General features: G+C 60.0%; 25 protein-coding genes. 11 read left to right on the top strand and 14 right to left on the bottom strand.

The annotated features are described in order from the left end of the window. Positions 1–10: 10 nt before the first annotated feature. The 7 genes from mltB to ACZ3HH_RS19320 all read left to right on the top strand — a co-directional run bounded on the left by mltB (position 11) and on the right by ACZ3HH_RS19320 (position 6520). On the top strand, positions 11–1021 hold the full coding sequence (mltB, locus tag ACZ3HH_RS19350; RefSeq protein ID WP_465806806.1) for a lytic murein transglycosylase B: 1011 nt from the start codon (positions 11–13) through the stop codon (positions 1019–1021). Further along, on the top strand, positions 1021–2031 hold the full coding sequence (locus ACZ3HH_RS19345; protein WP_465806804.1) for a septal ring lytic transglycosylase RlpA family protein: 1011 nt from the start codon (positions 1021–1023) through the stop codon (positions 2029–2031). The genes mltB and ACZ3HH_RS19345 overlap by 1 nt, the downstream gene beginning before the upstream one ends. 182 nt (positions 2032–2213) lie before the next feature. Then, positions 2214–3371 (top strand): D-alanyl-D-alanine carboxypeptidase family protein, encoded by a 1158-nt coding sequence (locus ACZ3HH_RS19340; protein WP_465806802.1) that lies wholly within the window; start codon positions 2214–2216, stop codon positions 3369–3371. Positions 3372–3451: 80 nt separating this feature from the next. Further along, a complete protein-coding gene (locus ACZ3HH_RS19335; RefSeq protein WP_465806800.1) occupies positions 3452–3727 on the top strand; it encodes a DUF493 domain-containing protein in 276 nt (91 codons plus the stop codon). After that, positions 3727–4374, top strand: coding sequence for a lipoyl(octanoyl) transferase LipB (gene lipB, locus ACZ3HH_RS19330; protein WP_038981384.1), 648 nt, complete (start codon positions 3727–3729; stop codon positions 4372–4374). Before ACZ3HH_RS19335 ends, lipB begins: the two co-directional genes overlap by 1 nt. Position 4375: 1 nt before the next feature. Then, on the top strand, positions 4376–5398 hold the full coding sequence (gene lipA / locus ACZ3HH_RS19325; RefSeq protein ID WP_007946663.1) for a lipoyl synthase: 1023 nt from the start codon (positions 4376–4378) through the stop codon (positions 5396–5398). A 171-nt stretch (positions 5399–5569) separates the two neighbouring features. After that, positions 5570–6520, top strand: a complete 951-nt coding sequence (locus tag ACZ3HH_RS19320; RefSeq protein ID WP_465806797.1) for a S66 peptidase family protein — start codon at positions 5570–5572, stop codon at positions 6518–6520. Between the two features lie 116 nt (positions 6521–6636). On the opposite strand, the gene ACZ3HH_RS19315 is transcribed toward ACZ3HH_RS19320, so the two are convergent. The 5 genes from ACZ3HH_RS19315 to leuS all read right to left on the bottom strand — a co-directional run bounded on the left by ACZ3HH_RS19315 (position 6637) and on the right by leuS (position 12822). Then, on the bottom strand, positions 6637–7959 hold the full coding sequence (locus ACZ3HH_RS19315; protein WP_465806795.1) for a lytic murein transglycosylase: 1323 nt from the start codon (positions 7957–7959) through the stop codon (positions 6637–6639). A 62-nt stretch (positions 7960–8021) separates the two neighbouring features. Then, positions 8022–8186, bottom strand: coding sequence for an alternative ribosome rescue factor ArfA (gene arfA / locus ACZ3HH_RS19310; protein ID WP_094470475.1), 165 nt, complete (start codon positions 8184–8186; stop codon positions 8022–8024). 257 nt (positions 8187–8443) lie between these two features. After that, positions 8444–9481 (bottom strand): DNA polymerase III subunit delta, encoded by a 1038-nt coding sequence (gene holA, locus ACZ3HH_RS19305; RefSeq protein ID WP_460144444.1) that lies wholly within the window; start codon positions 9479–9481, stop codon positions 8444–8446. Positions 9482–9520: 39 nt separating this feature from the next. Next, positions 9521–10126 carry an LPS-assembly lipoprotein LptE gene (locus ACZ3HH_RS19300; RefSeq protein ID WP_465806792.1) on the bottom strand — a complete coding sequence of 202 codons (606 nt, stop codon included), beginning with the start codon at positions 10124–10126 and terminating at the stop codon, positions 9521–9523. Between the two features lie 89 nt (positions 10127–10215). After that, positions 10216–12822, bottom strand: a complete 2607-nt coding sequence (gene leuS, locus ACZ3HH_RS19295; protein ID WP_465806790.1) for a leucine--tRNA ligase — start codon at positions 12820–12822, stop codon at positions 10216–10218. Positions 12823–13102: 280 nt separating this feature from the next. Between leuS and ACZ3HH_RS19290 the strand changes: the two genes are divergently transcribed. Both ACZ3HH_RS19290 and ACZ3HH_RS19285 read left to right on the top strand, forming a co-directional pair. After that, positions 13103–13423, top strand: a complete 321-nt coding sequence (locus ACZ3HH_RS19290; RefSeq protein WP_465806788.1) for a hypothetical protein — start codon at positions 13103–13105, stop codon at positions 13421–13423. A 106-nt stretch (positions 13424–13529) separates the two neighbouring features. Next, a complete protein-coding gene (locus ACZ3HH_RS19285) occupies positions 13530–14291 on the top strand; it encodes a YdcF family protein (protein ID WP_465806786.1) in 762 nt (253 codons plus the stop codon). A gap of 158 nt (positions 14292–14449) precedes the next feature. Here the strand turns inward: ACZ3HH_RS19285 and lnt are convergent, their stop codons facing one another. From lnt to miaB, 5 genes are all read right to left on the bottom strand, one after another. Then, complete coding sequence (gene lnt, locus ACZ3HH_RS19280) at positions 14450–15973, bottom strand: apolipoprotein N-acyltransferase (RefSeq protein ID WP_465806784.1); 1524 nt, start codon at positions 15971–15973, stop codon at positions 14450–14452. Between the two features lie 14 nt (positions 15974–15987). After that, the gene (locus tag ACZ3HH_RS19275; protein ID WP_007894419.1) at positions 15988–16827 is read right to left on the bottom strand and encodes an HlyC/CorC family transporter; all 840 of its coding nucleotides are present in this window, start codon (positions 16825–16827) and stop codon (positions 15988–15990) included. A 5-nt stretch (positions 16828–16832) separates the two neighbouring features. Beyond that, positions 16833–17327 (bottom strand): rRNA maturation RNase YbeY, encoded by a 495-nt coding sequence (ybeY, locus tag ACZ3HH_RS19270; protein WP_052967417.1) that lies wholly within the window; start codon positions 17325–17327, stop codon positions 16833–16835. Then, positions 17320–18336, bottom strand: a complete 1017-nt coding sequence (locus ACZ3HH_RS19265; RefSeq protein ID WP_465806781.1) for a PhoH family protein — start codon at positions 18334–18336, stop codon at positions 17320–17322. Before ACZ3HH_RS19265 ends, ybeY begins: the two co-directional genes overlap by 8 nt. A gap of 268 nt (positions 18337–18604) precedes the next feature. After that, positions 18605–19933: a tRNA (N6-isopentenyl adenosine(37)-C2)-methylthiotransferase MiaB gene (gene miaB / locus ACZ3HH_RS19260; protein ID WP_038983596.1), complete on the bottom strand. Its 1329-nt coding sequence runs from the start codon at positions 19931–19933 to the stop codon at positions 18605–18607. 135 nt (positions 19934–20068) lie between these two features. On the opposite strand from miaB, the gene ACZ3HH_RS19255 reads away from it, so the two are divergent. Further along, a complete protein-coding gene (locus tag ACZ3HH_RS19255; RefSeq protein ID WP_007894425.1) occupies positions 20069–20398 on the top strand; it encodes a DUF1820 family protein in 330 nt (109 codons plus the stop codon). 178 nt (positions 20399–20576) lie between these two features. On the opposite strand, the gene ACZ3HH_RS19250 is transcribed toward ACZ3HH_RS19255, so the two are convergent. From ACZ3HH_RS19250 to ACZ3HH_RS19235, 4 genes are all read right to left on the bottom strand, one after another. Next, on the bottom strand, positions 20577–21131 hold the full coding sequence (locus ACZ3HH_RS19250; protein ID WP_008070087.1) for a tetratricopeptide repeat protein: 555 nt from the start codon (positions 21129–21131) through the stop codon (positions 20577–20579). 223 nt (positions 21132–21354) lie between these two features. Continuing rightward, the gene (gene hemL / locus ACZ3HH_RS19245; RefSeq protein ID WP_367373070.1) at positions 21355–22638 is read right to left on the bottom strand and encodes a glutamate-1-semialdehyde 2,1-aminomutase; all 1284 of its coding nucleotides are present in this window, start codon (positions 22636–22638) and stop codon (positions 21355–21357) included. Positions 22639–22656: 18 nt separating this feature from the next. Continuing rightward, the gene (gene thiE, locus ACZ3HH_RS19240) at positions 22657–23280 is read right to left on the bottom strand and encodes a thiamine phosphate synthase (RefSeq protein ID WP_460144452.1); all 624 of its coding nucleotides are present in this window, start codon (positions 23278–23280) and stop codon (positions 22657–22659) included. Positions 23281–23312: 32 nt separating this feature from the next. Next, the gene (locus ACZ3HH_RS19235) at positions 23313–24110 is read right to left on the bottom strand and encodes a hydroxymethylpyrimidine/phosphomethylpyrimidine kinase (protein ID WP_030129523.1); all 798 of its coding nucleotides are present in this window, start codon (positions 24108–24110) and stop codon (positions 23313–23315) included. Between the two features lie 289 nt (positions 24111–24399). On the opposite strand from ACZ3HH_RS19235, the gene ACZ3HH_RS19230 reads away from it, so the two are divergent. Continuing rightward, on the top strand, positions 24400–26778 hold the full coding sequence (locus ACZ3HH_RS19230) for a 7TM diverse intracellular signaling domain-containing protein (RefSeq protein WP_465806776.1): 2379 nt from the start codon (positions 24400–24402) through the stop codon (positions 26776–26778). The last annotated feature ends 40 nt before the right edge of the window (positions 26779–26818 follow it).

Below are 26818 nucleotides of genomic sequence, written 5' to 3'. Positions count from 1 at the left end.
GAAGATTTCAATGCAAGTAGTGCGTGGCTGGGCGGCTCGATACGCGCCATGGGTCGGCCTGGTAAGCATCCTTGGTACCGCGCAGCAAGCGTTGGCCGGCGATTACGAAGGCTCACCCCAGGTGGCCGAGTTCGTCGGTGAAATGACCCGCGACTATGGCTTTGCCGGTGAACAGCTGATGGGCGTGTTCCGCGAAGCCGAGCGCAAACAGTCGATTCTGGACGCGATCTCCAAGCCCGCCGAACGGGTTAAACAGTGGAAAGAATATCGCCCGATGTTCATCACCGACGCGCGCATCGCCCGTGGTGTGGACTTCTGGCGTCAGCACGAAGCGGTCCTGGCTCGTGCCGAACAGGAATACGGCGTGCCGGCGCAGGTGATCGTCTCGATCATCGGCGTCGAGACCTTTTTTGGTCGCAATACCGGCAATTTCCGGGTGATCGATGCCTTGTCTACCCTGGGTTTCGACTATCCTCCCCGTGCCGAATTCTTCCGCAAGGAATTGCGTGAGTTCCTGCTGCTGGCTCGTGAAGAGCAGGTCGACCCGTTGACCCTCAAAGGCTCTTACGCCGGGGCCATGGGCTTGCCGCAGTTCATGCCGAGCAGTTTTCGCGCCTATGCGGTGGATTTCGACGGTGACGGCCACATTAATATCTGGAACAACCCGGACGATGCCATCGGCAGCGTCGCCAGTTATTTCAAGCGTCACGGCTGGGTCGCCGGCGAACCTGTGGTCAGCCGCGCCGATGTGCGTGGCGATCAGGTAGACGAGGGGTTGACCGCCGGCATCGAGCCGACGAAAACCGTCGGGGAGTTGCGGGCGCTGGGCTGGTCAAGTCATGATGCGCTGCGCGATGATATGCCGGTCACGGCTTTCCGCCTGGAAGGTGACAATGGCCCCGAATACTGGATGGGCCTGACGAATTTTTACGCAATCACGCGTTATAACCGCAGCGTGATGTACGCCATGGCGGTACATCAACTGTCTGAACAGCTGGTCCAAGCACGGGGCGTCAAGTAATGCGGGCATTGCCTATGAATAAACCCCTGAAGCTCATGGCATTTGCCGCGTTGGCGGTGCTGGTCGCCAGTTGTTCGACCAGCCGTTCGCCGACTCAGAAGTCTCCGACCGCCGTTCGTTCGGCGCCAGGCCTGGATATCAACCGGGCTCACAAGGATGGCGCACCCTGGTGGGACGTCGACGTTTCACGCATCCCGGATGCCACGCCGACCCTGCACAGTGGTCCTTATAAGGCCAACCCGTACACTGTGCTGGGCAAGACTTATTTCCCGCTGCAAGAATCCAGGACCTACGTGGCCTCGGGTACTGCGTCGTGGTACGGCACCAAGTTCCATGGCCAGAACACCGCCAACGGCGAGGTGTATGACTTGTATGGCATGAGCGCCGCGCACAAGACATTGCCACTGCCAAGTTACGTTCGGGTGACCAACCTGGACAATAACAAGAGCGTGATCCTGCGGGTCAATGACCGTGGGCCGTTCTACTCGGACCGGATCATCGACTTGTCCTATGCAGCGGCCAAGAAGCTCGGCTATGCCGAAACCGGTACCGCGCGGGTCAAGGTCGAAGGCATCGACCCGCAGCAATGGTGGGCACAGAAAGGTCGTCCGGCGCCGTTGATGCTCAACGAGCCGCAAGTGGCGCAAAATGCCGCGCCGACCGTGACGGCCTCCACCGGCACCGTCGAGCAATGGACGCCACCGCCGCAGCAACACGCCGCGGCCGTTGTGCCCGTGCAGATCGATGCAAAAAAAAACGCTTCTGTACCAGCCTCTGGCCAGTATCTGCAGGTGGGCGCGTTCGCCAACCCGGACGCTGCAGAACTCCTGAGATCGAAGCTCAGCGGGATGGTGAGCGCTCCGGTGTTCATCAGCTCGATCGTGCGTAACCAGCAGACACTGCATCGGGTGCGGCTGGGGCCGATCGGCTCGCCGGGTGAAATCCAGCAGGTGCAGAACAGCGTGCGGCTGGCCAACCTCGGTTCGCCGAGCCTGGTCAGCGCCGAGTAGTACGCAGTACTTGATTGACGGTTCGCTTGCGATTTGGGGGGCGAACCGGGTTGTTGGCTCGTTGAAGAACAAAAGCCCGGCAAGGGTTGCAGAGTGAGCAACTGAACACGCGACAGCTTTTTAGAAAGTTGTCTGATTAGTTTTGCCTTAGGGCAGTTTCCATTAGCGATTTCGAGAGACGGATGAATATCACCACCTTTGCCAAACGCCTGTGCCTGCTAGTCCCGCTGCTCCTCTCGCCTGCCGCTTTCGCGGTCGAGATGATGCCGTCGCCGCCGCAGTTGGCCGCCAAAGCCTATGTACTCATGGACGCCAGCAGCGGCAACGTGCTGGTGGAGAACAACGGTGACCAGCGTCTGCCGCCGGCCAGCCTGACCAAGCTGATGACCGCGTACATCGCGACCCTGGAAATCCGTCGCGGCCAGATCGGCGAGAACGATCCGGTGACCGTCAGCGAAAACGCCTGGCGTACCGGCGGTTCGCGGATGTTCATCAAGGTCGGCTCGCAGGTCACCGTCAGCGACCTGCTGCACGGCATCATCATTCAGTCGGGTAACGACGCCAGTGTTGCGCTCTCCGAGCACATCGCCGGCAGCGAAGATGCATTCGCTGACGTGATGAACAAAACCGTGGCTGACCTGGGCATGACCAACACCCACTTCATGAACCCGACCGGTCTGCCGAACCCGGAGCACTACTCGTCGGCTCACGACATGGCTGTGCTGGCCCGCGCGATCATCCACGAAGACCCGGCTCACTACGCGATCTACTCGCAGAAAGAGTTCTTCTGGAACGGCATCAAGCAACCTAACCGCAACCTGCTGCTGTGGCGCGACAAGACCGTCGACGGTCTGAAAACCGGCCACACCGACGAAGCCGGCTATTGCATGGTGTCTTCGGCTGTACGTGATGGCATGCGCCTGATCGCCGTGGTGTTCGGCACCAACAGCGAAGTGGCTCGCGCTGCCGAAACCCAGAAGCTGCTGACTTACGGTTTCCGCTTCTTCGAAACCCAGACCTTCTATCAGAAAGGCGCCGAGCTGGCTCAGGCCCCTGTCTGGAAGGGTGCTACCAATCAAGTCAAGGCCGGCCTGGCCCAAGACCTGACCATGACCCTGCCAAAAGGCCAGCTGAAAAAGCTCGCCGCCAGCATGACCATGAACCCGCAACTGGTTGCGCCTATCGCCAAGGGCGATGTGATCGGTAAAGTCGAAGTGAAACTGGACGACAAGGTGGTGCACAGCGCCGACCTGATCGCTCTGGACGCGGTCGACGAGGGTGGTATCTTCCGCCGCATGTGGGATAGCATCCGTCTATTCTTCTACGGCTTGTTCAACTGAATTAGTGTGGACCTGCATGGCCCTGTTCCAATCCGGAGCGGGGCCATGTCCGTTGCCACGGCTTACGAGGCCGTTACGCCATGACAGACACTGAAGTAAAGGCGCCAAAAATCGAATTCCCCTGCGCGGATTACCCGATCAAGGTAATCGGCGACACCGGCGTGGGTTTCAGGGACAAGATCATCGCGATCCTTGAGAAACACGCGACCGTTGACCACAAGACCTTTGCCGAACGGCAGAGTACCAACGGCAAGTACACGACTATCCAGTTGCACATCATCGCCACCGGCCAGGAACAGCTGTACGACATCAACAGCGAGTTGCGAGCTACCGGTTTCGTGCACATGGTGCTGTGATGTCTGGCACGCTGGGCTTTCGCGAGCTCGGCCAGATGGCTTACGAGCCGGTCTGGCATGCCATGCAGCGTTTCACCAACGAACGCGGTAGCGATGCCGCCGACGAAGTCTGGCTGGTGGAACATCCGCCGGTGTTCACCCAGGGCCAGGCCGGCAAGGCTGAGCATCTGCTGTTGCCCGGGGATATTCCGGTGGTGAAGGTCGACCGCGGTGGTCAGGTGACTTATCACGGTCCCGGCCAATTGGTGGCCTACCTGTTGCTGGACGTGCGCAAGCTGGGGTTCGGCGTGCGTGACCTGGTCAGCCGCATGGAGCAATGCCTGATCGAGCTGCTGGCCAGCTACGGCGTGACCGCGGTGGCCAAGCCGGATGCGCCGGGTGTCTATGTCGATGGTGCGAAAATCGCTTCTCTGGGTCTGCGGATCCGCCACGGTTGCTCCTTTCATGGCCTGGCCTTGAACGTGGATATGAACCTGGAACCGTTTCGACGGATTAATCCCTGCGGCTACGCCGGGCTGGCGATGACCCAGCTGAGCGATCACGCAGGATCGATTGAATTTGCCGAGGTAAGTGCCCGGCTGCGCGCGCAGCTCGTCAAACACCTCGACTATGCTGAGCAGACGACCCTAACGGGCGGAATCGACTGATATGACTACTGATGCAGTGCAAACCATGATCCCGACGCTCGATGTCACCGAGCGTCCGGCCCCGCGTGCCAAGGTTGAAGCCGGCGTCAAGCTGCGCGGCGCCGAGAAGGTTGCACGCATCCCGGTGAAGATCATCCCGACCACTGAACTGCCGAAGAAACCCGACTGGATTCGCGTGCGCATCCCGGTTTCCCCGGAAGTCGACCGCATCAAGGCCCTGCTGCGTAAACACAAGCTGCACAGCGTGTGCGAAGAAGCGTCCTGCCCGAACCTGGGCGAGTGCTTCTCCGGCGGCACCGCAACCTTCATGATCATGGGTGACATCTGCACCCGTCGCTGCCCGTTCTGCGACGTCGGCCATGGTCGTCCGAAGCCATTGGACGTCAACGAGCCGGAAAGCCTGGCCATCGCCATCGCCGACCTGAAACTCAAGTACGTCGTGATCACCTCGGTTGACCGCGACGACCTGCGTGACGGCGGTGCACAGCACTTTGCCGACTGCATCCGCGAGATCCGCAAACTGTCGCCGAACGTGCAGCTCGAGACTCTGGTCCCGGACTACCGTGGCCGCATGGACGTTGCGCTGGAAATCACCGCCGCCGAGCCGCCGGATGTGTTCAACCACAACCTGGAAACCGTGCCGCGCCTGTACAAGGCTGCGCGTCCGGGTTCGGACTACCAGTGGTCGCTGACCCTGCTGCAACGCTTCAAGCAGATGATGCCGCACATTCCGACCAAGTCCGGCCTGATGCTGGGTTTGGGCGAGACCGACGAAGAAGTCATCGAAGTCATGAAGCGCATGCGCGAACACGACATCGACATGCTGACCCTGGGCCAGTACCTGCAACCGTCCCGCAGCCACTTGCCGGTCCAGCGCTTCGTGCACCCGGACACCTTCGCCTGGTTCGCCGAGGAAGGCTACAAGATGGGCTTCAAGAACGTTGCTTCCGGTCCGCTGGTACGCTCCTCGTACCATGCCGATGAGCAGGCAAAACTGGTCAAGGCCGAGCTAATGTCGTCCTGATCCCGCTGTGAGAAAACGCCCGCAAGGATTTTTACCCTTGCGGGCGTTTTCATTGGCGTTGCCTACGGCCATTACCGTCTTTTCTGCAAGCCGTGGTACGACTGACCCTCTTCTGTTTATTCCCGTTCCTGACTACTGTGTGCTGAAGTATTCACGCAGGGAGAATCATGGATGACTGCTCGACCGACCCACACTCTTTGTCCTCACGCCCCCGTTCCGGCCTTGCCGCCTGCAGGGCTGATCGGCGTGATCGCGCCCGCCGGCCCCGCAGCGCTGGACACCGATAAAGCCATTGCCTGGATGCGCGCTCGCGGCTATTCGCTGCGGGTGTATCCCGGTGTTTATGAGAAAGATGGCTACCTGGCCGGCAGCGATAATGTGCGGCTCAATGACTTGCATGGCGCATTCGCCGACAGCGAGGTCGATGCCATCATTTGCCTGCGTGGCGGTTACGGTACGCCGCGTTTGCTCGATCGCATCGATTTCGAATTACTACGCAACAACGCCAAGCCGTTTATCGGCTACAGCGACGTCACTGCACTGCACTCGGCCATCAGTCGTTATGCCGGGTTCGTGACTTTCCATGGCCCGATGCTCAACGCTGACCTGCTGGGTGACAAGCAGCAACCCACCGAGTTCTCGTTTTTCAACATGCTGTGTGGGCAGGTAAAGGCGGGCAGTGTGCTTTCTCATCCGGTGGCCTGGCCGTTGACCACAATCGAGCCCGGCATTGCTCACGGGCGTTTGCTGGGGGGCAATCTGTCGATGATTGCCGCGACCATGGGCACGCCTTACGAGATCGATGCCGAGGGCATCATCCTGTTCATCGAGGACATTAACGAGCCGCTGTATCGCATCGACCGGCTGCTGACTCATTTGCGTCTGGCCGGCACGCTGCACAAGCTGCGTGGGGTTCTGGTGGGGGATGTGGCAGGGGTTGATGCGATTGCGCTGGAGAGGTTGCTCAAGCAGACCTTTGCTCCTTTGCGGATACCGGTGCTATCCGGATGGCGTAGCGGGCATTGTGATCCGAATTTGACGCTGCCGATGGGCGCGCTGGTCAGGCTGGATGCGGGGGACAAGACGTTGGTGTTGGAGCAGGATGTGGTGATCACGCGGTAGTTCGTTAGCGTCTGTTAGTCAGTCTTCGCGGGCAAGCCCGCTCCCACAGGATCAAGGTGTACGCAAATGTCACATTCACCTTTGAACTTGTGGGAGCGGGCTTGCCCGCGATGCTTTTAGCGGTTACGCAACCCTTCCAGCAACTTGTGCGTCGGATAACCATCCGCCGGCCAGCCAAACGACTGCTGGGCGCTGCGGATTGCTTTGCGGGTATTGGCGCCGATAATCCCGTCGGCGGTCCCTGCGTCGTAGTTCTGGGCACTCAGCAGGTTTTGCAGCTCGATTCGCTCGGTACGGCTTAGCGGCAAGTCATCTTTTGGCCATAGACCGCTGATCAGTCCACCGCCATTGAAACGCTCGGACAACAGACTCACGGCCAAGGCGTAGGACGAAGAGTTGTTGTACTTGAGGATCGCGCGAAAGTTATCGAAGACCAGGAACGCCGGGCCGCGATAGCCTGCCGGCAGCAGCAGGGCGGCCGACAGGTGTTCGGAGCCTGCCGGAACCTGAGCGCCATTGGGCAGGGTTACCCCCAATTGTCGCCATTCGGCAACGCTCTTGCGAATCGTGCCATCGGCCAGGGCGTAATTGAAGTCGCTCGGCAGCTGTGCTTCGAAACCCCAGGGCTGGCCTTTCTGCCAGCCGGAGCTTTGCAGGTAGTGCGCGGTCGAGGCCAGTGCATCTGCGGAGCTGTTCCAGATGTCGCGGCGGCCATCACCGTCGAAGTCCACGGCGTGGGTGTTGTAGGTGGTCGGAATGAACTGGGTCTGGCCCATGGCGCCGGCCCAGGAACCGAGCATGTTCTCAGGTTCGATATCGCCCTGTTGCAGGATTTGCAGGGCAGCGATCAGCTGTGCATGAGCAAAGCCCGGACGTCGACCTTCATAAGCCAGGGTCGCCAGGGAGTTGATCACCGACTTGTTGCCCTGGAACTGACCAAAGTTACTTTCCATGCCCCACACCGCAACCAGAGCCTGGCGGTCGACGCCATAGCGCTGTTCGATGCTTTGCAGGATGTCGGCGTACTGGCTGACCAGCGCCTGACCTTTGCGCACCCGCAACGGCGACAGCGCGCCATCGAGGTATTCCCACACCGGGCGAGTAAATTCCGGTTGGCTGCGATCGGCACGGATCACGCTGTCGTCCATGCTGACATTGGCAAAAGCACGGTCGAACAGGTCGGCGCGAATACCGGCGGCGAGGGCGTCGTTACGGAAACCCGCTTGCCATTCGGCAAAGGTCTGGGTTGGCTGGATGTCAAGATTCTCACCGTTTGGAACCACCGGCGGAATGATCGCAGGGGCCGTCGCAACGGTGCGGGTCTGAAGCGGTTGGGCGTCGGCGGCGGTGGGTTTTTCCGCGCAGGCGACAAGCAGAACGAGGCTGGAGGCAGCTATCAGTTGGCGAAGGTGCCAACGACGGGAAAGACAAAGGGGCATGCACAGGTCCAGAGGATACGAATCAGGTGCAGACCTTAACATGTTGAGCGATGGCTTGCCTTTCAGGCCGCCAGAAAGTAAGAAGCCTCCCAGCTATTAGACTGGAAGGCTTCGCGGCGGTAGCTGCCTTTGCCCTTGCCGGCTCGTTCCTGACGGCTGCGGAACAGTGGCTGGGCGATGATGGATTTGGCCTTGTTGGGGCCATTTTTAGATGGCTTTTTGCTCATGATGGTCTCTCGCAAGTGAGTGGGTTTTGCGGGGGGAATAATCTGCCGAAGTAGGGGTTCTGTCTAGTCCCTACATTGTGTAGGACCTTTCGACATTCTTTGTAGTGAGGTTGGTTTTTGTGGCGAGGGGGCTTGTCCCCGTTCGGCTGCGCAGCAGTCGTAAATCCGATCAGCGCGTTTTACCTGTTGTACCTCCACAGCCGGTTTTGGGGCTGCTGCACAGCCCAACGGGGGCAAGCCCCCTCGCCACAACAGCCTTACTCGGCAGGCAACGACAATCTCTGACCAGCCATCAACAGCGTCAACCGACTCAGGCTCATCCATGGAGAACCCGCTGCCTGGCCCTTGATCTGCGCGTCGATGCGCTGCGCTTCGAGCAGCAACTGCGCCCAGCGTTGCGCCGAGTAACGTTGTAGCGCCTTGCTCATCAGCGGTTTGCGTTTGTCCCAGATCGGCGGTCTGGCCTGGCTGAAGGCTTTGTCCAGCGGCACGCCCTGGCTGTATTGCAGCGACAGGTTGGCCAGCAGGCGCAGCTCCCGGGCCAGCGCCCAGAGAATCACCGGCGGTTCGACACCTTCGCCGCGCAACCCTTCGAGCATGCGCAAGGCGTGAGCAGCCTCGCCATTAAGAATCGCATCGGTCAGGCCGAAGACGTCGAAACGCGCGCTGTCGGCCACCGCCGCTTGCACGGTTTCGACGGTGATCTGGCCACCCTCGGCCATCAGCTTGAGCTTTTCGATCTCCTGGGCGGCAGCCAGCAGGTTGCCTTCGACTCGAGCGGCGATCAGTTCGACGGCGTCCTGACTGGCTGAAAGCCCGGCCTGGGACAGGCGTTGACGGATCCAGCTCGGCAACTGGTTGGTGTCCACGGGCCAGATCTGCACGAACTGGGTCTGCGGACCTTCGACCAGTGCCTTGCCCCACTTGGTTTTCTGCGCACTGCCATCAAGCTTGGGCAGGCTGATCAGCAACACCGTGTCTTCAGCCGGGCGCGAGCAATATTCGATGAGTGCCGCCGCGCCTTTGTCACCGGGCTTGCCGGAGGGCAGACGCAGTTCCAGAAGACGTTTTTCGGCGAACAGCGACATACTGGCGCCAGCCTGCAGCAGCGTGCCCCAGTCGAAACTGGCGTCGGCGGCAAAGACCTGGCGTTCATCGAAACCTTGCAGGCGGGCAGCCGCGCGAATGGCGTCGGCGGCTTCCTGACACAACAGTGGGTCATCGCCACTGATGATGTAGACCGGCGCGAGGGCGCCTTGCAGGTGTTTACCGAGTTGGGCGGGGGCGAGTTTCATAAGAAGAGGCGAACGGGGCGCCTGAGCGCCCCGTAAGGCTTATTGCTGCGGCAGTTCGACAGGCGACTGACGCGGCGTCTGCGCTTCAGCTTTCTGCGCCGCTTCCAGTGCGTCGGCTTCAGCCTTGGCCCTGGCGTCAGCGGTCTGTTGTAACTGTTCCAACTGAGTCGGGGTCAGTTGTTGCAGGCGCAGCATCATGCGTTGAACCAGTTCACGACGCATTTCCTTGCGGGCATCGTTGGCTTCCTGGTCGGAACCCACCAGGTTGTTGCCGTCATGGATGAAGACTTTCTGCACTTGCAGCTTGTCGCTGAGCAGTGGCAGGTTGCCCTGACCGCGGATGTCGTAGTTCAGCACCATGGTCATCTGATACTCGCCAGTACGGCCGGCACCGGCATAACTGAGGATGCGCTGGGTTTCCTGCTCGTCAGCCAGATACAGCTTGTAAGGCGCGCCGCTATAGACCTTGACGCCGCTGCTTTCCAGCACCTGACGCATTTGCGTCACGGTTTCGCCATAGGCATTGCGGGCGCTCAGATCGAGTTCCTTGATCGCCAGTTCGGTGGTGCCGGTGCCGCGCAGCTGGAAACCGCAGGCGCTCAGCAGGACTGCAAGGCCCATTACCAGCAAATTGCGTTTGATCATCTTGTTGCTCCCCTTGAAACCATGTGGGCCGTTCAAGCGGCCCGAAAGGTTTTACTCGGCGCCTGGCATGACCTGGCGCCCGATCCAATTTAGCTGGCGACGATATTGACCAGTTTCCCGGGCACTACGATCACTTTGCGAATAGTCAGGCCATCAACGAAGCGCAGGACGTTTTCGTTGGCCCGTGCGGCAGCTTCGACTTCTTCGCGACTGGCGCTGGCCGGCATTTCGATGTGGCCGCGCAGTTTGCCATTCACTTGAATGACAAGCTGCAGGCTGTCCTGCACCAGGGCGTTTTCGTCCAGTACCGGCCAACCGGCATCGATTACCGGGTCAGCATGGCCCAGTCGATGCCACAGTTCGTGGCTGATGTGCGGGGTGATCGGTGCCAGCAGCAGGACTACGGTTTCCAGACCTTCGTGAATCAGTGCGCGATCCTGTTCGGTGCCTTGTGCGGCTTTTTCCAGCACGTTCATCAACGTCATCACTTGGGCGATGGCGGTGTTGAATTTGTGGTTCTGGCCGACGTCGTGGCTGGCCTGCTTGATGGCCTGGTGGATCGAACGGCGAATGGCTTTCTGCTCGTCATTCAGGCCGGCGACGTCCAGTTTGCCCGGCAGGCCCTGAGTGACGTGGGCTTGAGCCAGACGCCAGACACGCTTGAGGAAGCGGTGCGAACCTTCTACGCCGGAGTCGGACCATTCCGCGCTCATGTCGGGCGGGGAGGCAAACATCATGAACAGTCGGCAGGTGTCTGCGCCGAACTGGTCAATCATCGACTGTGGGTCAACGCCGTTGTTCTTTGACTTGGCCATCTTCTCGGTGCCACCGATTTCCACCGGCAGGCCGTCTGCGATCAGCTTGGCGCTAATGACCTTGGCCTTGCTGTCGCGTTCGAGTTCTACGTCGGCCGGGTTGAACCACGTGTAGGCACCATTGGCTTCGCGACGATAGTACGTTTCGGCGATTACCATGCCCTGGGTCAGCAGGTTCTTGAACGGCTCGTTGGAGCTCACCAGGCCTTCGTCGCGCATCAGCTTGTGGAAGAAGCGCGCGTAGAGCAGGTGGAGAATGGCGTGTTCGATACCGCCGATGTACTGATCCACTGGCAGCCAATGGTCGGCAGCCGCTTTGTCTACCAGGCCACCTTCATAGTGCGGCGAGGCGTAGCGGGCGTAGTACCACGAGGACTCGACAAAGGTGTCCATGGTGTCGGTTTCACGCTTGGCCGCAGCGCCGCATTTCGGGCAGGTGCACTCGTAGAACTCGGGCATGCGCGCCAGCGGCGAACCGGCGCCGTCCGGTACGACGTCTTCCGGCAGCACCACGGGCAATTGATCTTCCGGGACCGGCACATCACCGCAGGTGTCGCAGTGGATGATCGGGATCGGGCAGCCCCAGTAGCGTTGGCGGCTGATGCCCCAGTCACGCAGGCGGAACTGAGTGCGCGAGGCACCGAGGTTTTTCTTGATCAGCGCCACTTCGATGGCGTCGAAGGCGCCGGCGAAATCGAGGCCGTCGAATTCGCCGGAGTTGATCAGCGTGCCGTGCTCACCGTACGCATCCTGCCAAGGGGCCGGGTTGGTGTCACCTGCACTGGTGCGCACCACGGACTTGATCGGCAGGTTGTACTTGGTGGCGAACTCGAAATCACGTTCATCGTGAGCCGGAACGGCCATCACCGCGCCATCGCCGTAATGCATCAGCACGTAGTTGGCGACCCACACCGGGAGTTTCTCACCGGTCAGCGGATGCTCGACGAACAGCGAGGTCGGCAGGCCTTTTTTCTCTTGAGTGGCGACGTCGGCTTCGGCGACGCTGCCGCCTTTGCATTCAGCGATGAACGCTTGCAGCTCAGGGTTGTTTTGCGCGGCCAGGGCAGCCAGATGGTGTTCGGCGGCCACGGCAACGTAGGTCGCGCCCATCAGGGTGTCCGGACGGGTGGTGAATACTTTCAGCGCGCCGGTTTCGCCGATGGAGGCGACGTCGTACGGGAACTGCACTTCCATGCCGCGGGATTTGCCGATCCAGTTGCGCTGCATGGTCTTGACCTGTTCAGGCCAGCCCGTCAGTTCGTCGAGGCTTTCCAGCAGCTCATCCGCGTAAGCGGTGATCTTGAAGTAGTACATCGGGATTTCGCGCTTTTCGATCAGCGCGCCGGAACGCCAGCCGCGACCGTCGATCACCTGTTCGTTGGCCAGAACGGTCTGGTCGACCGGGTCCCAGTTCACGGTGCCGCTTTTTTTGTAAATCACGCCTTTTTCGAACAGGCGAGTGAACAGCCATTGTTCCCAGCGGTAGTAATCGGGCTTGCAGGTGGTCACTTCACGGGACCAGTCCACCGCCAAGCCCAGGCTGCGCAGCTGGGTTTTCATGTAGGCGATGTTTTCGTAGGTCCACTTGGCTGGCGCTACGTTGTTCTTCATCGCGGCGTTTTCCGCCGGCATGCCGAAGGCGTCCCAACCCATGGGTTGCAGGACGTTCTTGCCTTGCATGCGCTGGTAGCGGGAGATCACGTCGCCGATGGTGTAGTTGCGCACGTGCCCCATGTGTAGCTTGCCGCTGGGGTAAGGGAACATCGACAGGCAGTAGAACGTCTCCTTGCCTGGCTGTTCACTGACTTCAAAGGACTTTTGCTCGTCCCAGAACGACTGGGCGGCGGCTTCGATTTCACGGGGCTGATATTGTTCGTGCATGGCTACTTTTGAACTGAATAGGGGTGGCCTAATCCTCTTCAATGCAACGCTGGACGGTGATAACGCCAAATCGACGTTTCGGTGTCCAGGCGAGCTGGAAGTGGAGTTACAGGAAGCGCCGTAGCATACATGACCGCGCTCTACCGAGGGAAACCCTGATTACACGCAAGGACGCAGCGAATACCCGTCCCGAGGGCCGTTGGTCGCGGCACTCAGCCGGTTTTTTCAGTGAAGCTAAGCTCTAAAAGGGGAGTGAGTCTTATCTTCAATGAGGTGATGGATGGTTGAGTCACAGCAAAAAGCTACAAAACCGGAGCTGTACGAAAAACTGATAGACCGTCTCGCAATGGCCTTGGATGTGGCCAAAACCGCCGGTCGGCTTCGCGATGAGCGCCCCCTGGAGCTGGAGCTGCGTGGCTTGAGCCCCGCAGAGTTTGAACTGGTCAAGGCGTACCTGGACCGAAGTGAGCGTGAGACGCACGGATGCTTGTCAGCAGCAGTGAAGCAACTCGAAGCACCACGTTCGGCCAAGATCATCTGGCTCAAGGACAAGGCACCCGGCAAAGGCTCGGTAAAGGTCCGGTCTTTGCAATTCAAGTAAGGGCACTTGAAGCCGTGGGATATGCTTTTTTGAAGCAAAGTCCTTCCACATTTGTTGTCGCATTGTGTCAATCCACCTAGGCTTCGGGCATCTATGGAGATGCCCGATGCCTTTTCGTTATTTCATTAAACAACTTCTGCTGCCACCCGGCATTTTATTGCTGTTGCTGGTGCTTGCCTGGTGGTGGCGCCGCTCAAGGCCGAAGCTGGCGGGGTTGTGTTTCGTCTTGGGCGTAGGCGGCTTCTGGTTGATGAGCCTGCCAGTGATGGTGGAGTGGAGTGCCAAGGCCCTGGAGCGCGAGCCGCCGCTGGCGCGCGAGGAATGGGCAACCTTGGGCCGACGGGCCGATGCGATCGTGGTGCTGGGTTCAGGGCGTGAGCGTGGCGACCCGGCCTGGGGTGTTGACCAGCCGACCGGCGTAGGCTTGGGGCGCGAGCGCTATGCCGCGCGCCTGGCCAAGGCGTCCGGCTTGCCGATTCTGACCAGTGGCGGTCTGCATTACGGCACGCCACCGACCGAAGCGAAGCTGATGGCGGACTCATTGCTCGATGATTTTGGCGTGACGGTGCGCTGGCAGGAAGGGCGCAGCCGCACGACCTGGGAAAACGCGCAACTCAGCGCCCAGGTGTTGTTGCCGGAGGGAATCAAGCGGGTGGTGGTCGTGACTCAGGCCTGGCACATGCCGCGAGCGGTCTGGAGTTTTCAGCAGGCCGGATTTGAAGTGGTGCCAGCGCCAGTGGGGTTTTTAGGCGTGGACAATGCCCGGCCACTGGGCGGCTGGATGCCGGAATTCAAATCGATCTGGCAGAGCGGGCAGTTGATGAATGAGGCGGTGGGGCAGATCGGGTATTCGTTGTTTTACCGATAGAAGTGCTGAATAAAGAACCTGTGGCGAGGGAGCTTGCTCCCGTTCGGCTGCGCAGCCGCCGCAATATGGGTTAATGCGGTGTGTATCAGCCAGAATTGGATTGCAGGGTTTGGGGCTGCTGCGCAGCCCAGCGGGAGCAAGCTCCCTCGCCACAGAACTTAAACGGTTTTCGCCATCCGGTTGGCCACTAACGCCCAACCAAACAACAACATGCAACTGATGATCAACGGCCACGAACGCCATTCCAGGTAGGGCGTCAGGTTATGCATCGGCACCACTTCGCCGTATAGAATGCCGCGTTCGAACTGCGGAATCTGCACAGTGATCTGGCCAAACGGGTTGATCAAACCGGTCACGCCGTTGTTGGTGGCGCGGATCATCCAGCGGCCGGCTTCAAGTGCACGCATCTGCGCCATCTGCAAATGTTGCAGAGGGCCGATCGAGGTGCCGAACCAGGTGTCGTTGCTGATGGTCAGCAGCAAATCGCTGCGGGCGGCGAGGCTGGCGGCGAATTCCGGGTAGACCACTTCGTAGCAGATGAACGGCGCAATCTGATAGCCCTTGGCTTGCAGCAGTGCTTGATCGGCCGGCCCACGGGCAAAGTCGGACATCGGCAGGTCAAAGAAAGCGATCAGGCCGCGCAAGACTTCTTGCAATGGAACGTATTCGCCGAATGGCACCAGTTTCTGCTTCAGGTAAGTGCCATCGCCTTCACCGACAACGGTAATGCCGTTGAAAAAGCGCTTCTCGTGATGGACTACCTGGCGAATCGGCACGCCGGTGATCAGCGCGGATTTACGCTCAGCGGCGAAGCTTCCCATCATGTTCAGGTAGCCCTCGGCGGACTCCTTGAGCACAGGGACCGCTGTTTCCGGCCAGATCAGCAGGTCGACGCGTTTGGAGCTGAAGCTCATGTCGCGGTACAGCGCCAACTGCGCATTGAGCTGCGACGGGTCCCATTTCATGCTTTGTTCAATGTTGCCCTGAAGCGCCGCGACGCTCAGTGGTGCGCCCGCCGGGCTGGTCCAGGCATGTTCCTTGAGCGCCGTGCCGGCCACCCATGGGCCAGCCAGCAGTAACACGCCGACAGCGATGAAGCCTTTACGGCCAGTACGCACCAGTCGCATAGCGTTGTAGAGCAGTGCAGCCGTCAGGGCCAGGGTGAAGGAAATCAGCCACATTCCGCCGACCGGCGCGAGTCCGGCCAGGGGGCCATCAAGCTGGCTGTAACCGGAATAGAGCCATGGGAAACCGGTAAGGAACCAGCCGCGAAAGGCCTCCTGACCCACCCACAGCGCCGCAAATGCCAAGGCATCGGCCAGCGGCGCTTCGTTACGGCGCAGCCAGCGTGCCCAAATCCAGGCGGGCAGGGCGAAGAACCAGGCGATTGCCGCGGTGAAGAGCAGCATCAAGAATCCGGCCAGCAGCACCGAGGCGCCGCCAAAGTTGTGGATGCTGTAATAGATCCAGCTAGTGCCCGCGGCAAACAGGCCGAAACCGAAACACCAGCCACGCCCCAAGGCTTGGCGGGGGCTCAGTTCACGCAAACCGGCGTAAAAGAAACCGACCGCCAGCAATGCCAGCGGCCAGATATCGAACGGCGCCAGGGCCAGGGTGGTGAGTGCACCGGCCGCCACGGCCAGCAGGTTACCGGGCCAGCCGGGGCGGGTGATACGGAGCATTTCAGTCCTTAGAATTACCGGGCGATAGGTGTCAAACGCAGCAAGTGAATCCGACGGCTGTCGGCGTTCAGGATGCGGAAGCGATAGGCGCCGATTTCAGTGATTTCGTTACGTTTTGGCAAGTGCCCGAACGCGCTCATCACCAAACCGCCGACGGTGTCGAATTCATCGTCGGAGAATTCGCTGTCGAAGAACTCGTTGAAGTTATCGATCGGCGTCAGGGCCTTGATCAGGAAGTCACCGCTGGGCAGCGGCTTGATGTAGCTGTCTTCTTCGACGTCGTGCTCGTCTTCGATGTCGCCGACGATCTGTTCCAGCACGTCTTCGATGGTCACCAGGCCGGCCACGCCGCCGTATTCGTCAATGACGATGGCCATGTGATTATGGTTGGCGCGGAACTCACGCAGCAGTACATTCAGGCGCTTGGACTCGGGCACGAACGTGGCCGGGCGCAGCAGATCCTTGATGTTGAAGCTGTCGCCGTTTTCCTTGAGGATCAACGGCAGCAAGTCCTTGGCCAGCAACACGCCCATCACGTCATCGTGGCTTTCACCGATCACCGGGTAGCGGGAGTGGGCCGAGTCGACCACGGCCGGCAGGAACTCGCGGGGTGTCTGGGTCGCCTTGATGCTGATCATCTGTGAGCGCGGGACCATGATGTCCCGCACTTGCAGGTCAGCAACCTGGATGGCGCCTTCGACGATGGCCAGCGCTTCGCTGTCCAGCAACTTGTTTTGATGTGCATCGCGCAGCAGCTCCAGCAGCTCCTGGCGGTTCTTCGGCTCGTGGGCAAAAGCCTGGGTGAGCTTACCCAGCCAAGACTTCTGCCCGTTGCTCGATCGATCTTCGCTCATAGCGATTACTCTGAATCCTTTGTTGTTACGATTGGGGATGTGTCTGTTTCGTCGTCCGCATAAGGGTCCGGATGACCCAACTCTGCAAGCAACGTTCGTTCCAGTGCTTCCATTTCTTCGGCTTCATCGTCATCTATATGGTCGTAACCAAGCAGATGCAAGCAGCCGTGAATGACCAGATGCGCCCAGTGGGCCTTTAATTCCTTGCCTTGTTCCGCCGCTTCGCGCTCGACCACTGCTACGCAGATCACCAGATCGCCGAGCAAGGGAATGTCGAGAAACTCATCGGGAACATCGGCCGGAAACGACAAAACGTTGGTGGCGTAGTCTTTCTGCCGCCAGGTGAAGTTCAGTTCGCGGGCTTCCTCTTCGTCGACCAAACGGATGGTCATTTCGGAGTCGGCAGTACGCTGGCGCAGGGCCAGTTCGCACCATTGACGGAACTCGGCTTCGCTTGGGGCAGACGCTTCGGTAGCCAGTTGCAGATCAAGCTCAAGCATCGGGGCGAGTGTCCTTGGGAGAGAACTTCGCCGGTTCGTCGGCTGTGCGATTTTCGAAGCGCTCGTAGGCCTCGACAATGCGCTGCACCAGCGGATGGCGCACTACGTCCTTGGGCATGAAGTGGGTGAAGCTGATACCCGGCACGTCTTTCAGCACCTCGATCACGTGATGCAGCCCGGACTTGGTGCCTTTCGGCAGGTCGACCTGGGTGATGTCACCCGTGATGACGGCGGTGGAACCAAAGCCAATCCGGGTCAGGAACATTTTCATCTGCTCGACGGTGGTGTTCTGGCTCTCGTCGAGGATGATGAAGCTGTTATTCAGCGTACGACCACGCATGTAGGCCAGCGGCGCGACTTCGATCACTTGACGCTCGATCAACTTGGCGACGTATTCGAAACCGAGCATTTCGTAGAGTGCGTCGTAGAGCGGGCGCAGGTACGGGTCGATTTTCTGGGACAGGTCGCCGGGCAGGAAGCCGAGCTTTTCGCCCGCTTCAACCGCCGGACGGACCAGCAGAATGCGGCGAATCTGCTCGCGCTCCAGTGCGTCTACCGCGCAGGCAACGGCCAGATAAGTCTTGCCGGTACCGGCCGGACCGATGCCGAAGTTGATGTCGTTACCGAGGATTTCCTTCACGTAGCGCAGCTGATTCAAGCCGCGAGGGCGAATCATGCCTTTCTTGGTGCGCAAGGCGACGGACGGTTCGGCGGGGGAGTGGTTGTCCAGTTCCTCGACGGCCGATTCCTGCAGGAACAGGTGAACCGTGTCCGGCGACAGCTCGGTACCTTTGGTTTCCCGGTACAAGCGGCGCAGCAGGTTTTCCGCGGAGGTGGTGTGCTTGGGCTCGCCGATCAGTTCGAACTGGTTTCCACGGTTGCGGATCTCGATAGCGAGGCGCTGTTCGATCAAGCGCAGATGCTCGTCGAATTGCCCGCACAAATTGGCGAAGCGGCGAGCTTCAAAAGGCTCGAGGATGAAACGATGTGGTTCTATGGGTGCGTTCAAGGTCGTATTTAGCCGCCCAGGGGCAATTATGATGAATCAAGGATAGCGCCAGTCGCCGGGGTGCGAAAGCTCTTAAACAGCCCAATCACTAACGGTCACTTCATGTCTGTGGCGAGGGAGCTTGCTCCCGTTGGAGTGCGAAGCACTCCCTTCCCGGTCACTGCAGTTTACAAGGTTGCATCGAGTCGCTTGATTTACGACTGCTTCGCAGCCGAGCGGGAGCAAGCTCCCTCGCCACACAAGCCCGCTCCCACAGGGAAATACGGTGTTATTGGATCAGCGAGCCCCGCAGCGAGTGCGGTTGCGCGGCATCGATGTGCACGTCGGCGAACTGGCCGATCAGGGTCGGATTGTCGCAGCGGAAGTTGACGATACGGTTATTCTCGGTCCGGCCTTGCAGTTCGCCGGGGTCTTTTTTCGAATAATCGGTTACCAGAATCCGCTGAATGGAGCCCACCATTTGTCGGCTGATCTCGAAGCCTTGCTGGTTCAGGCGATGTTGCAAGGCGTTCAGGCGTTCTTTTTTCAGTTCTTCCGGCGTTTCGTCAGCCAGATCGGCGGCCGGAGTGCCCGGGCGCTGGCTATAAACGAACGAGTAGGAGAAGTCGAAACCGACGTCTTCGATCAGCTTCATGGTCTGCTCGAAGTCTTTCTCGGTCTCGCCCGGGAAGCCCACGATGAAGTCTGAACTGATGCAGATTCCCGGCACGGCGGCCCGCAACTTGCGCAGTTTGGATTTGTACTCCAGTGCGGTGTGGTTGCGCTTCATCGCCGCGAGGATCCGGTCGGAACCCGATTGCACCGGCAAATGCAGGTGTTTCACAAGTTCTGGTACGTCAGCGTGGGCCTGGATCAGGCTGTCGGAGAATTCCAGCGGGTGCGAGGTGGTGTAGCGGATCCGGTCGATGCCATCGACCGCCGCAACCACCCGGATCAGTTCCGCCAGATCAGCCAGGCGACCATCGTGAGTGGTGCCGCGATAACCGTTGACGTTCTGCCCCAGCAAGGTCACTTCGCGCACGCCGTTTTCAGCCAAGTGAATGATCTCGGCAATCACGTCGTCGAACGGTCGGCTGACTTCTTCACCGCGCGTATAAGGCACTACGCAGAAGGTGCAGTACTTGCTGCAGCCTTCCATGACCGACACGTAAGCGCTCGGTCCATCGATGCGTGGCTCGGGCAAGTGGTCGAATTTTTCGATTTCCGGGAATGAGACGTCGACTTGCGGCAGTTTGGTCAGGCGCGCGGCGTCGATCATTTCTGGCAGGCGGTGCAGGGTCTGCGGGCCGAATACCACGTCCACGTACGGAGCGCGATCACGGATGGCCGCGCCTTCCTGGCTGGCCACGCAACCGCCGACGGCGATGACCATGTCCGGGTTAGCCAGCTTCAATTCGCGCCAGCGGCCCAGCTGGGAATACACCCGGTCCTGGGCGCGTTCGCGGATCGAGCAGGTATTGAGCAGGATCACGTCGGCGTCTTCAGCGCGAGCGGTGACTTCCAGGGCCTGATGTTCACCCAGCAGATCGACCATGCGCGAGCTGTCGTACTCGTTCATCTGGCAACCGTGGGTTTCGATGTAAAGCTTCTTGGCCATGGACAGAGTCATCACGTGATTCAAAGAACCGCGCATTATAGGGAACATGCACCAAGGTTCCTACCGTTGCGCGTCCGGCGGCTATGCTATAGTTCGCGCCCTCATTTTTATCCCCCGATGTGTTGCTCGCCCACCATGACCAAACGTGAAGCTCCAATCTACAAGGTGATTTTCCTCAATCAGGGCCAGGTGTACGAAATGTATGCCAAGCAGATCTATCAAAGTGATCTGTGGGGCTTCCTGGAAGTGGAAGAGTTCGTCTTTGGCGAGCGCACGCAAGTGGTCGTCGATCCGAGCGAAGAGAAGCTCAAGGCTCAGTTCGAAGGCGTTGTGCGCAGTTTTGTGCCGATGCATTCGATCGTGCGCATCGACGAGGTCGAGCGCCTCGGCACCCCGAAAATCAGCGAAGCCCGTGGCGCGGTCGGCAATGTCATGCCGTTTCCGATGCCGATGCCTGAGAAGTAAGCCACGGATTGAGTGACTAGTGGGGCTTGTTGTGGCGAGGGGGCTTGCCCCCGTTGGGCTGCGAAGCGGCCCTGAAATCAGCCACCGCTACCTTCCAGACAGACCGCGTGTGCTGATTTTACGACTGCTACGCAGCCGAACGGGAGCAAGCTCCCTCGCCACAGGGGGCCGTGTCAATTCAAGGCAGTGGCGAAAACGGCGTACGCCCATCGGCGCTCTGCAATTCCATCAGGTATTTACGGAAAATTTGCCCCAGCACCTGGGTAGCGACTTCCAGATCTTCGCGGGGCATTTTTTCGGCGACTTCGTCGGCGGTGTCCAGCGCCTCTTCGGCACCGTTGACCGCGGCCATTTTCAGCACGATATACGCCTGAACGTTATTGGCCGGTACGCCTTCGCCGTGGAAGAACATGGTGCCGAGTTTGAATTGCGCCTGAGCGTGGCCTTGCAGTGAGGCCTTTTCGAAGTAGCTCAGGGCTTGATTGAGGTCGCGCGGCGCGTTTTTGCCGTCGTAGTAGAACTCACCCAACTCGTATTGCGCTTGCGCATCCCCTTCATCCGACGCTTTCTGACAGGCGGCGAGCGCTTGCGTCAGGTCTTGCGGCTGAGTATTGAGGGTGCAGCGACCCATCGCCGGGATCAACAACGAGTTGCCGCCTGCTTGTGCGAGCGCGAGCAGGGGCTGAAGGAGCAACAGGCAGCCCAGTGCAAGGGTGCGGCCGGTGCGGTTCATGGGAATCGACTTACCTCTGAGGGGCGCGTGGACCCATCGAGGGATCCAATAAGCGCGCATTATGAAATAAGCAGGACCAACCTTACAAAGTCTTTACTCGTTTTTCTGCTGTGCGGGGAATATATCGGCCACTTTGCGCAGATTATTAGCAGATGAGTAGGAAAGAGGGCGGGAATGCAGATGAAAACTGACGCTGGCAATCGCCAACGTCAGCGTGACAGTTTTATTTCAGCGCGGCGAATGCACGCTCGGCGGCGTCCAGCGTCAGTTTCAACTCGGTTTCGCCGTGTGCGATCGAGGTGAAACCGGCTTCGAAGGCGCTTGGCGCCAGGTACACGCCACCTTCCAGCATCAGGTGGAAGAAGCGACCAAACAGGCCGGCATCACTGGCCATCACGTCATCGAAGGTCACGATGTCGTCGGCACCGCTGAAGTACAGGCCGAACATGCCGCCGGCCTGAGTGGTCACGAACGGAATACCGGCGGCATCGGCGCGCTGCTGCAGGCCATCGAGCAGACGGCTGGTGTAGTCGCTCAGCTCGGCATGGAAGCCAGGACGACTGATCAGGCGCAGGGTGGTCAGGCCAGCCGCCATCGCCAACGGGTTACCCGACAAAGTACCCGCCTGGTAGACCGGCCCCAGTGGCGCGATTTGCTCCATGATCTTGCGTTTGCCACCGAAGCAGCCAACCGGCATGCCGCCACCGATGATCTTGCCGAAGGTGCTCAGGTCCGGGGTGACGCCGTAGTGGGCTTGGGCACCACCGAGGGCTACGCGGAAACCGGTCATCACTTCGTCAAAAATCAGCACCACGCCGTGTTTGTCGCACAGGGTCCGCAGGCCTTCGAGGAAGCCCGGTGCCGGTGGTACGCAGTTCATGTTGCCGGCCACTGGCTCGACAATGATGCAGGCCACTTCCTGGCCGACTTCGGCGAGCATGGTTTCTACCGCGTCGATGTCGTTGAACGGCAGCGTCAGGGTGTGTTTGGCGAACGCCGCCGGTACACCGGCCGAGCTCGGCACGCCTTGGGTCAGGGCGCCGGAACCGGCCTTGACCAGCAGGCTGTCGGAGTGGCCGTGGTAGCAGCCTTCGAATTTGATGATGCTGTCACGGCCGGTGAAACCACGGGCCAGACGGATGGCACTCATGGTCGCTTCGGTACCGGAGCTGACCATGCGCACCATTTCCATCGACGGCACGATCGAGCAGACCAGATCGGCCATCTCGGTTTCCATCGCGGTCGGGGCGCCGTAGGACAGGCCGTGTTCCAGCTGTTTGCGCACCGCGTCCAGCACGTCCGGATGGCTGTGGCCGAGAATCATCGGCCCCCAGGAACCGACGTAATCCACATAACGCTTGTCGTCTTCGTCGGTGACGTAGGCGCCTTCGGCGTGTTTGAAGAACAGCGGCGTGCCGCCAACGCTCTTGAACGCACGAACAGGCGAGTTCACGCCTCCGGGAATGTGTTTCTGGGCATTGGCAAACAGGGTTTCGGAACGAGACATGATCGGGCTCTCAGAAAATCAGGATTTGAATAATTCATTAAAGGCGCGGGCACGGCGCGTTACTTCAGCCGTGCTCTCGGCGCCAAACAGACCATGCACCACCGCCAGCAGATCGACGCCGTGGGCCACCAGCGGCGCAGCGTTGTCCAGCGTGATGCCGCCGATCGCGCAGATCGGCAGGTGTAGTTTGCCGCGGGCCTGATCAAGCAGTTCAAGGCTGCAGGCCGGTGCGCCGGGCTTGGTGTTGGAGTTGAAGAAGCGGCCGAAGGCGACGTAGCTGGCGCCTTCTTTGGCGGCTTGTTCGGCGAGTTCGAGTTGCGCGTGGCAGGTCGAGCCGATGATTGCCTGACGACCGAGCAGTGCGCGAACCGGCATCAGCGGGCCATCGGTCTGGCCCAGGTGCACGCCGACATTCAGGCGCGCGGCCAGTTCGGCGTCATCGTTGATGATCAGCTGAGTCTTGTAGCGTTCGCACAGGTCGCGCAGAGCTTCGGCCTCACGCAGGCGGCGGGCCTCGTCGCTGCTCTTGTCGCGGTATTGCAGCAGGGTGACGCCGCCTTCGAGCGCCGCCTCCACGTACGAAAGAAATTTACCGGCCAGTAACTGGCTGTCGGTAATGGCGTACAGGCCACGTAGTTTCATCGGGCAAGCCTCTGCGCTTCACGCATAGAAAATTACGAACAGAAGTCCAGTGGCAAGCGGCGCGGCACGAACTGGCCTTTGCCCAGCTGCTCCGCATCACGCAAGGTGCGCCAAGTGTAGTCAAGCGCGCTCTGTACGGCACTGACGAGGTGTTCACCCTGGGCCAGGCGACCGGCGAGGGCGCTGGCCAGCGTGCAACCGGAACCGTGATAGCTGCCGGGCAAGCGCTGGCAGGTAAAGGTTTCGCGGCGACCGTCGCGGCTGTACAGGCGATTGTGTATTTCGTGTTCGTCGCCATGACCGCCGGTGATCAGCAGGTGTTTGACGAACGGCAGGAGTTTTTCAGCGCACTCGTCCGCAGTGCCTTCGGGCAGTTCGGCGAGGATCCGGGCTTCGGGAAGGTTGGGAGTGGCAATGATCGACAGCGGCAGCAGGCGTTCGCGCATGGCGTAGCCGACTTCGTCCTTGCCCAGTCGTCCGCCGCCGCCGGCGCGCAGCACCGGGTCGCAGACCACCGGCAAATGCGGGTGTGCTGAAAGCAGTTCGACCACGGTGTCGACCATTTCCAGGGAACCGAGCATGCCCAGTTTGACGGCGGCGACTTCGGAGTCGTTGAGCACGGCGTTGGCCTGGGCCAGCACCCACTCGCGATCGAGAACGCGGAAGTCAGTGACGTTGACGGTGTCTTGCACAGTCAGGGCGGTGACGGCCGGAGCCGCATGACAACCCTGAGCGAGCAGGGCTTCGATATCTGCCTGCAAGCCGGCGCCACCACTAGGGTCGTGGCCGGAGAGACAGAGGACAACGGGGCGAGAGCTGTAGATATTCATGGTGCGCGAGCTTACCACCAAACATGTTTTATCGGTGCGCGCGCGCATCGGAGCCGATTGCGCAACGAGCAAAAGATCTTTCTGACCAAGCCAACAGCTCTAACTCAATGTATAGAGCTGGAACGCTTGTTCTAGAGCCTTTGTAGGAAAAATTTCAATGGTGCTCAATGGCCATCAACGGCTATGCTAGAGTGGATCCAAACCAATAACAGGTAATACCGGTTTTACGTCTACTCAAAAGGAATGGGGGGCTTCCTGACAGAACCGGACAGGCCACGCTGGGGCTTAAATGCGCTATTTGCTGATGTTGCTGTTGTGCTTGCCCCTCCTGGCGAGCGCCGTCGAATTCGACGAGTTCACCCAGAGCCTTCCCCTGGGCCGAACGATGCAGGTTTATGAAGACGCGGGCGGTCAGGCGACCATCGCCGATGTCCGTGCGCAAGCGGCGGCCGGGCAGTTCAAGCCCCACGATAAAGCCACCCTCAACGCCGGTTATTCGCGTTCGGCGTTCTGGCTGAAGATCGACTTGCAGTACCATCCGACCAACCCGGCGGCACAACGGGCCTGGTTGCTGGAGCTGGCCTATCCGCCCCTCGATCACCTTGATCTGTACTTGGCCGATGCTGGCGGTGACTATCAATTGGTCCGACAGACTGGCGATGCGTTGCCGTTCGCCACTCGCGAGATCCGCCAGAACAACTATCTGTTCGATCTGAACTTTGCGCCTGGGCAGGCGCAAACCGTGTACCTGCGCCTGCAAAGCGAAGGGTCGGTTCAGGCGCCCCTCACCTTGTGGTCAAGCACCGCTTACCTCGAAGAGCAGCCGGTGCGGCTCTATGTGCTGGGGCTGATTTACGGTGTGTTGCTGGGGATGCTGGTCTACAACCTGTTCATCTTCCTCAGCGTGCGCGACACCAGCTATCTCTATTACATCGTCTATATCGCCTCGTTCGGCTTGTATCAGCTGTCGGTGAATGGCGCGGCGGTGGAGTATTTCTGGCCGAACAATCCGTGGTGGGCCAACGCCGCGACGCCGTTCTTCATCGGTTGTTCAGGGTTGTTCGGCAGCCAGTTCGCCCGAAGCTTTTTGCGGACGGCGACCCTCAGTCGCTGGCTCGACCGTTTGCTGCAGGCGTTGATTGTGTTCAGTGCGCTGGTGGTCGGGTTGTCATTGATGACCAGTTACGCCCTGGCCCTGCGTCTGGCGACGTTGCTGGCGTTGGTCTTTACCGTGGTAATTTTCGCCGCCGGGATTTTCGCCTGGTGGCGTGGCCTGCGGGTCGCTCGGTATTTCATCATTGCCTGGTCGGCGTTCCTGCTCGGTGGCATCGTCAACACCCTGATGGTGTTGGGTTACTTGCCCAACGTATTCCTCACCATGTACGCCAGCCAGATCGGCTCGGCGATCGAAGTGGCGCTGCTGTCTCTGGCCCTGGCCGATCGCATCAATGCCATGCGCGAGCAACAGGCTCAGACGCTGTTCGATGCCGGCCAGAAGCTCGAAGTGCTGAACCAGCAATTGGCTCACAGTAACAAGCTCAAGGATGAATTTCTCGCCACCCTGACCCACGAACTGCGCACGCCCATGAACGGTGTGATCGGCTCGCTGGAGTTGATGCAGACCGTCGAGATGAACCCTGAGCTGGAGCAATATCAACAAACGGCCGCCGGTTCGGCGCGGGACATGATGCGAATGGTCAACGGCATCCTCACCCTGACCGAATTGCAGGCCGGCAAGCTCAAGGTGTATCCGGACACGTTCAGTTTGCGCAGTGTGGTCGAGGCCTTGCGCCTGCAGTTCGATGGCAATGCGTCGAGCAAGTCGCTGGACTTCAAGGTCGAGGTTGCACCGGGGTTACCGGATCGCTTGCATGGCGACAGTGACAAGCTGACGCAATGTCTGGAATGCCTGCTGGATAACGCTATCAAATTCACCCGGATCGGCGGATTGGCGCTGAGGGTGACGGGTAAACCGGTAGCGCCCGATCGGCTGGCACTGTCCTTTGCGGTGATCGACACCGGCATTGGCTTTACCGATTTGGACGAGGCAACGCTGTATCAACGCTTCTTCCAGCTCGACGGCTCGATGACCCGTGAATACGGTGGTTTGGGCGTTGGCCTGGCTATTTGCCGACAGCTGGTCGAATTGCTCGACGGGCGCCTGAGTCACCGCTCGGAACCGGGACGCGGCAGTCGCTTTCAACTGGACGTCGAATTCGAACTGCCGGTGGTGGAATCTGCGCCCTCGATTATCCGGCAAACCTCCCACCTGCGTTTGCCTCAGGACTGCACGGTGTTGCTGGTCGATGACAACAGCATCAATCAATTGGTGATGCGTGGCATGTTGCTCAAGCTTGGGTTCCGCGTGCGCACCGCTGACAGCGGCGTCGCTGCGCTCGATCACTTGCAGCGCGAGGCCGTTGATGCCGTGCTGCTCGACGGTCAGCTGCCGCCACTGGGCGGGTCCTCGATCTGCCGCCGAATCCGCGCCTTGCCGGGTTGCGCCGAATTACCCGTGTTCATGATTGCCCTGAGCGCGGACCGGGCCTATTGCCCGAGCGACACCTTGGTCGACTACCTGAGCAAGCCGGTGAAATTCGAGGACTTGCAGGCGGCGCTCTATGGGCGGGTGCTCTGTCCAGGGCAAGGCGAAAGCGCCGACAGTTAGGCAGATATGCCACTTTGTTCAGCCTCGGGGCGGTGCTTAA

This window comes from Pseudomonas sp. PME37.24/025 (assembly GCF_055556615.1).
The sequence above is the reverse complement of the archived record's forward strand: the minus strand, read 5'-3'. Positions and strand labels throughout refer to the sequence as shown.

Excerpts from the sequence above, each read along its gene's own strand:
- mltB (WP_465806806.1), top strand. The coding sequence starts at position 11 with ATGCAAGTAGTGCGTGGCTGGGCGGCTCGATACGCGCCATGGGTCGGC.
- ACZ3HH_RS19345 (WP_465806804.1), top strand. The coding sequence starts at position 1,021 with ATGCGGGCATTGCCTATGAATAAACCCCTGAAGCTCATGGCATTTGCC.
- ACZ3HH_RS19340 (WP_465806802.1), top strand. The coding sequence starts at position 2,214 with ATGAATATCACCACCTTTGCCAAACGCCTGTGCCTGCTAGTCCCGCTG.
- ACZ3HH_RS19335 (WP_465806800.1), top strand. The coding sequence starts at position 3,452 with ATGACAGACACTGAAGTAAAGGCGCCAAAAATCGAATTCCCCTGCGCG.
- lipB (WP_038981384.1), top strand. The coding sequence starts at position 3,727 with ATGTCTGGCACGCTGGGCTTTCGCGAGCTCGGCCAGATGGCTTACGAG.
- lipA (WP_007946663.1), top strand. The coding sequence starts at position 4,376 with ATGACTACTGATGCAGTGCAAACCATGATCCCGACGCTCGATGTCACC.
- ACZ3HH_RS19320 (WP_465806797.1), top strand. The coding sequence starts at position 5,570 with ATGACTGCTCGACCGACCCACACTCTTTGTCCTCACGCCCCCGTTCCG.
- ACZ3HH_RS19315 (WP_465806795.1), bottom strand. The coding sequence starts at position 7,959 with ATGCCCCTTTGTCTTTCCCGTCGTTGGCACCTTCGCCAACTGATAGCT.
- arfA (WP_094470475.1), bottom strand. The coding sequence starts at position 8,186 with ATGAGCAAAAAGCCATCTAAAAATGGCCCCAACAAGGCCAAATCCATC.
- holA (WP_460144444.1), bottom strand. The coding sequence starts at position 9,481 with ATGAAACTCGCCCCCGCCCAACTCGGTAAACACCTGCAAGGCGCCCTC.
- ACZ3HH_RS19300 (WP_465806792.1), bottom strand. The coding sequence starts at position 10,126 with ATGATCAAACGCAATTTGCTGGTAATGGGCCTTGCAGTCCTGCTGAGC.
- leuS (WP_465806790.1), bottom strand. The coding sequence starts at position 12,822 with ATGCACGAACAATATCAGCCCCGTGAAATCGAAGCCGCCGCCCAGTCG.
- ACZ3HH_RS19290 (WP_465806788.1), top strand. The coding sequence starts at position 13,103 with ATGGTTGAGTCACAGCAAAAAGCTACAAAACCGGAGCTGTACGAAAAA.
- ACZ3HH_RS19285 (WP_465806786.1), top strand. The coding sequence starts at position 13,530 with ATGCCTTTTCGTTATTTCATTAAACAACTTCTGCTGCCACCCGGCATT.
- lnt (WP_465806784.1), bottom strand. The coding sequence starts at position 15,973 with ATGCTCCGTATCACCCGCCCCGGCTGGCCCGGTAACCTGCTGGCCGTG.
- ACZ3HH_RS19275 (WP_007894419.1), bottom strand. The coding sequence starts at position 16,827 with ATGAGCGAAGATCGATCGAGCAACGGGCAGAAGTCTTGGCTGGGTAAG.
- ybeY (WP_052967417.1), bottom strand. The coding sequence starts at position 17,327 with ATGCTTGAGCTTGATCTGCAACTGGCTACCGAAGCGTCTGCCCCAAGC.
- miaB (WP_038983596.1), bottom strand. The coding sequence starts at position 19,933 with ATGGCCAAGAAGCTTTACATCGAAACCCACGGTTGCCAGATGAACGAG.
- ACZ3HH_RS19255 (WP_007894425.1), top strand. The coding sequence starts at position 20,069 with ATGACCAAACGTGAAGCTCCAATCTACAAGGTGATTTTCCTCAATCAG.
- ACZ3HH_RS19250 (WP_008070087.1), bottom strand. The coding sequence starts at position 21,131 with ATGAACCGCACCGGCCGCACCCTTGCACTGGGCTGCCTGTTGCTCCTT.
- hemL (WP_367373070.1), bottom strand. The coding sequence starts at position 22,638 with ATGTCTCGTTCCGAAACCCTGTTTGCCAATGCCCAGAAACACATTCCC.
- thiE (WP_460144452.1), bottom strand. The coding sequence starts at position 23,280 with ATGAAACTACGTGGCCTGTACGCCATTACCGACAGCCAGTTACTGGCC.
- ACZ3HH_RS19235 (WP_030129523.1), bottom strand. The coding sequence starts at position 24,110 with ATGAATATCTACAGCTCTCGCCCCGTTGTCCTCTGTCTCTCCGGCCAC.
- ACZ3HH_RS19230 (WP_465806776.1), top strand. The coding sequence starts at position 24,400 with ATGCGCTATTTGCTGATGTTGCTGTTGTGCTTGCCCCTCCTGGCGAGC.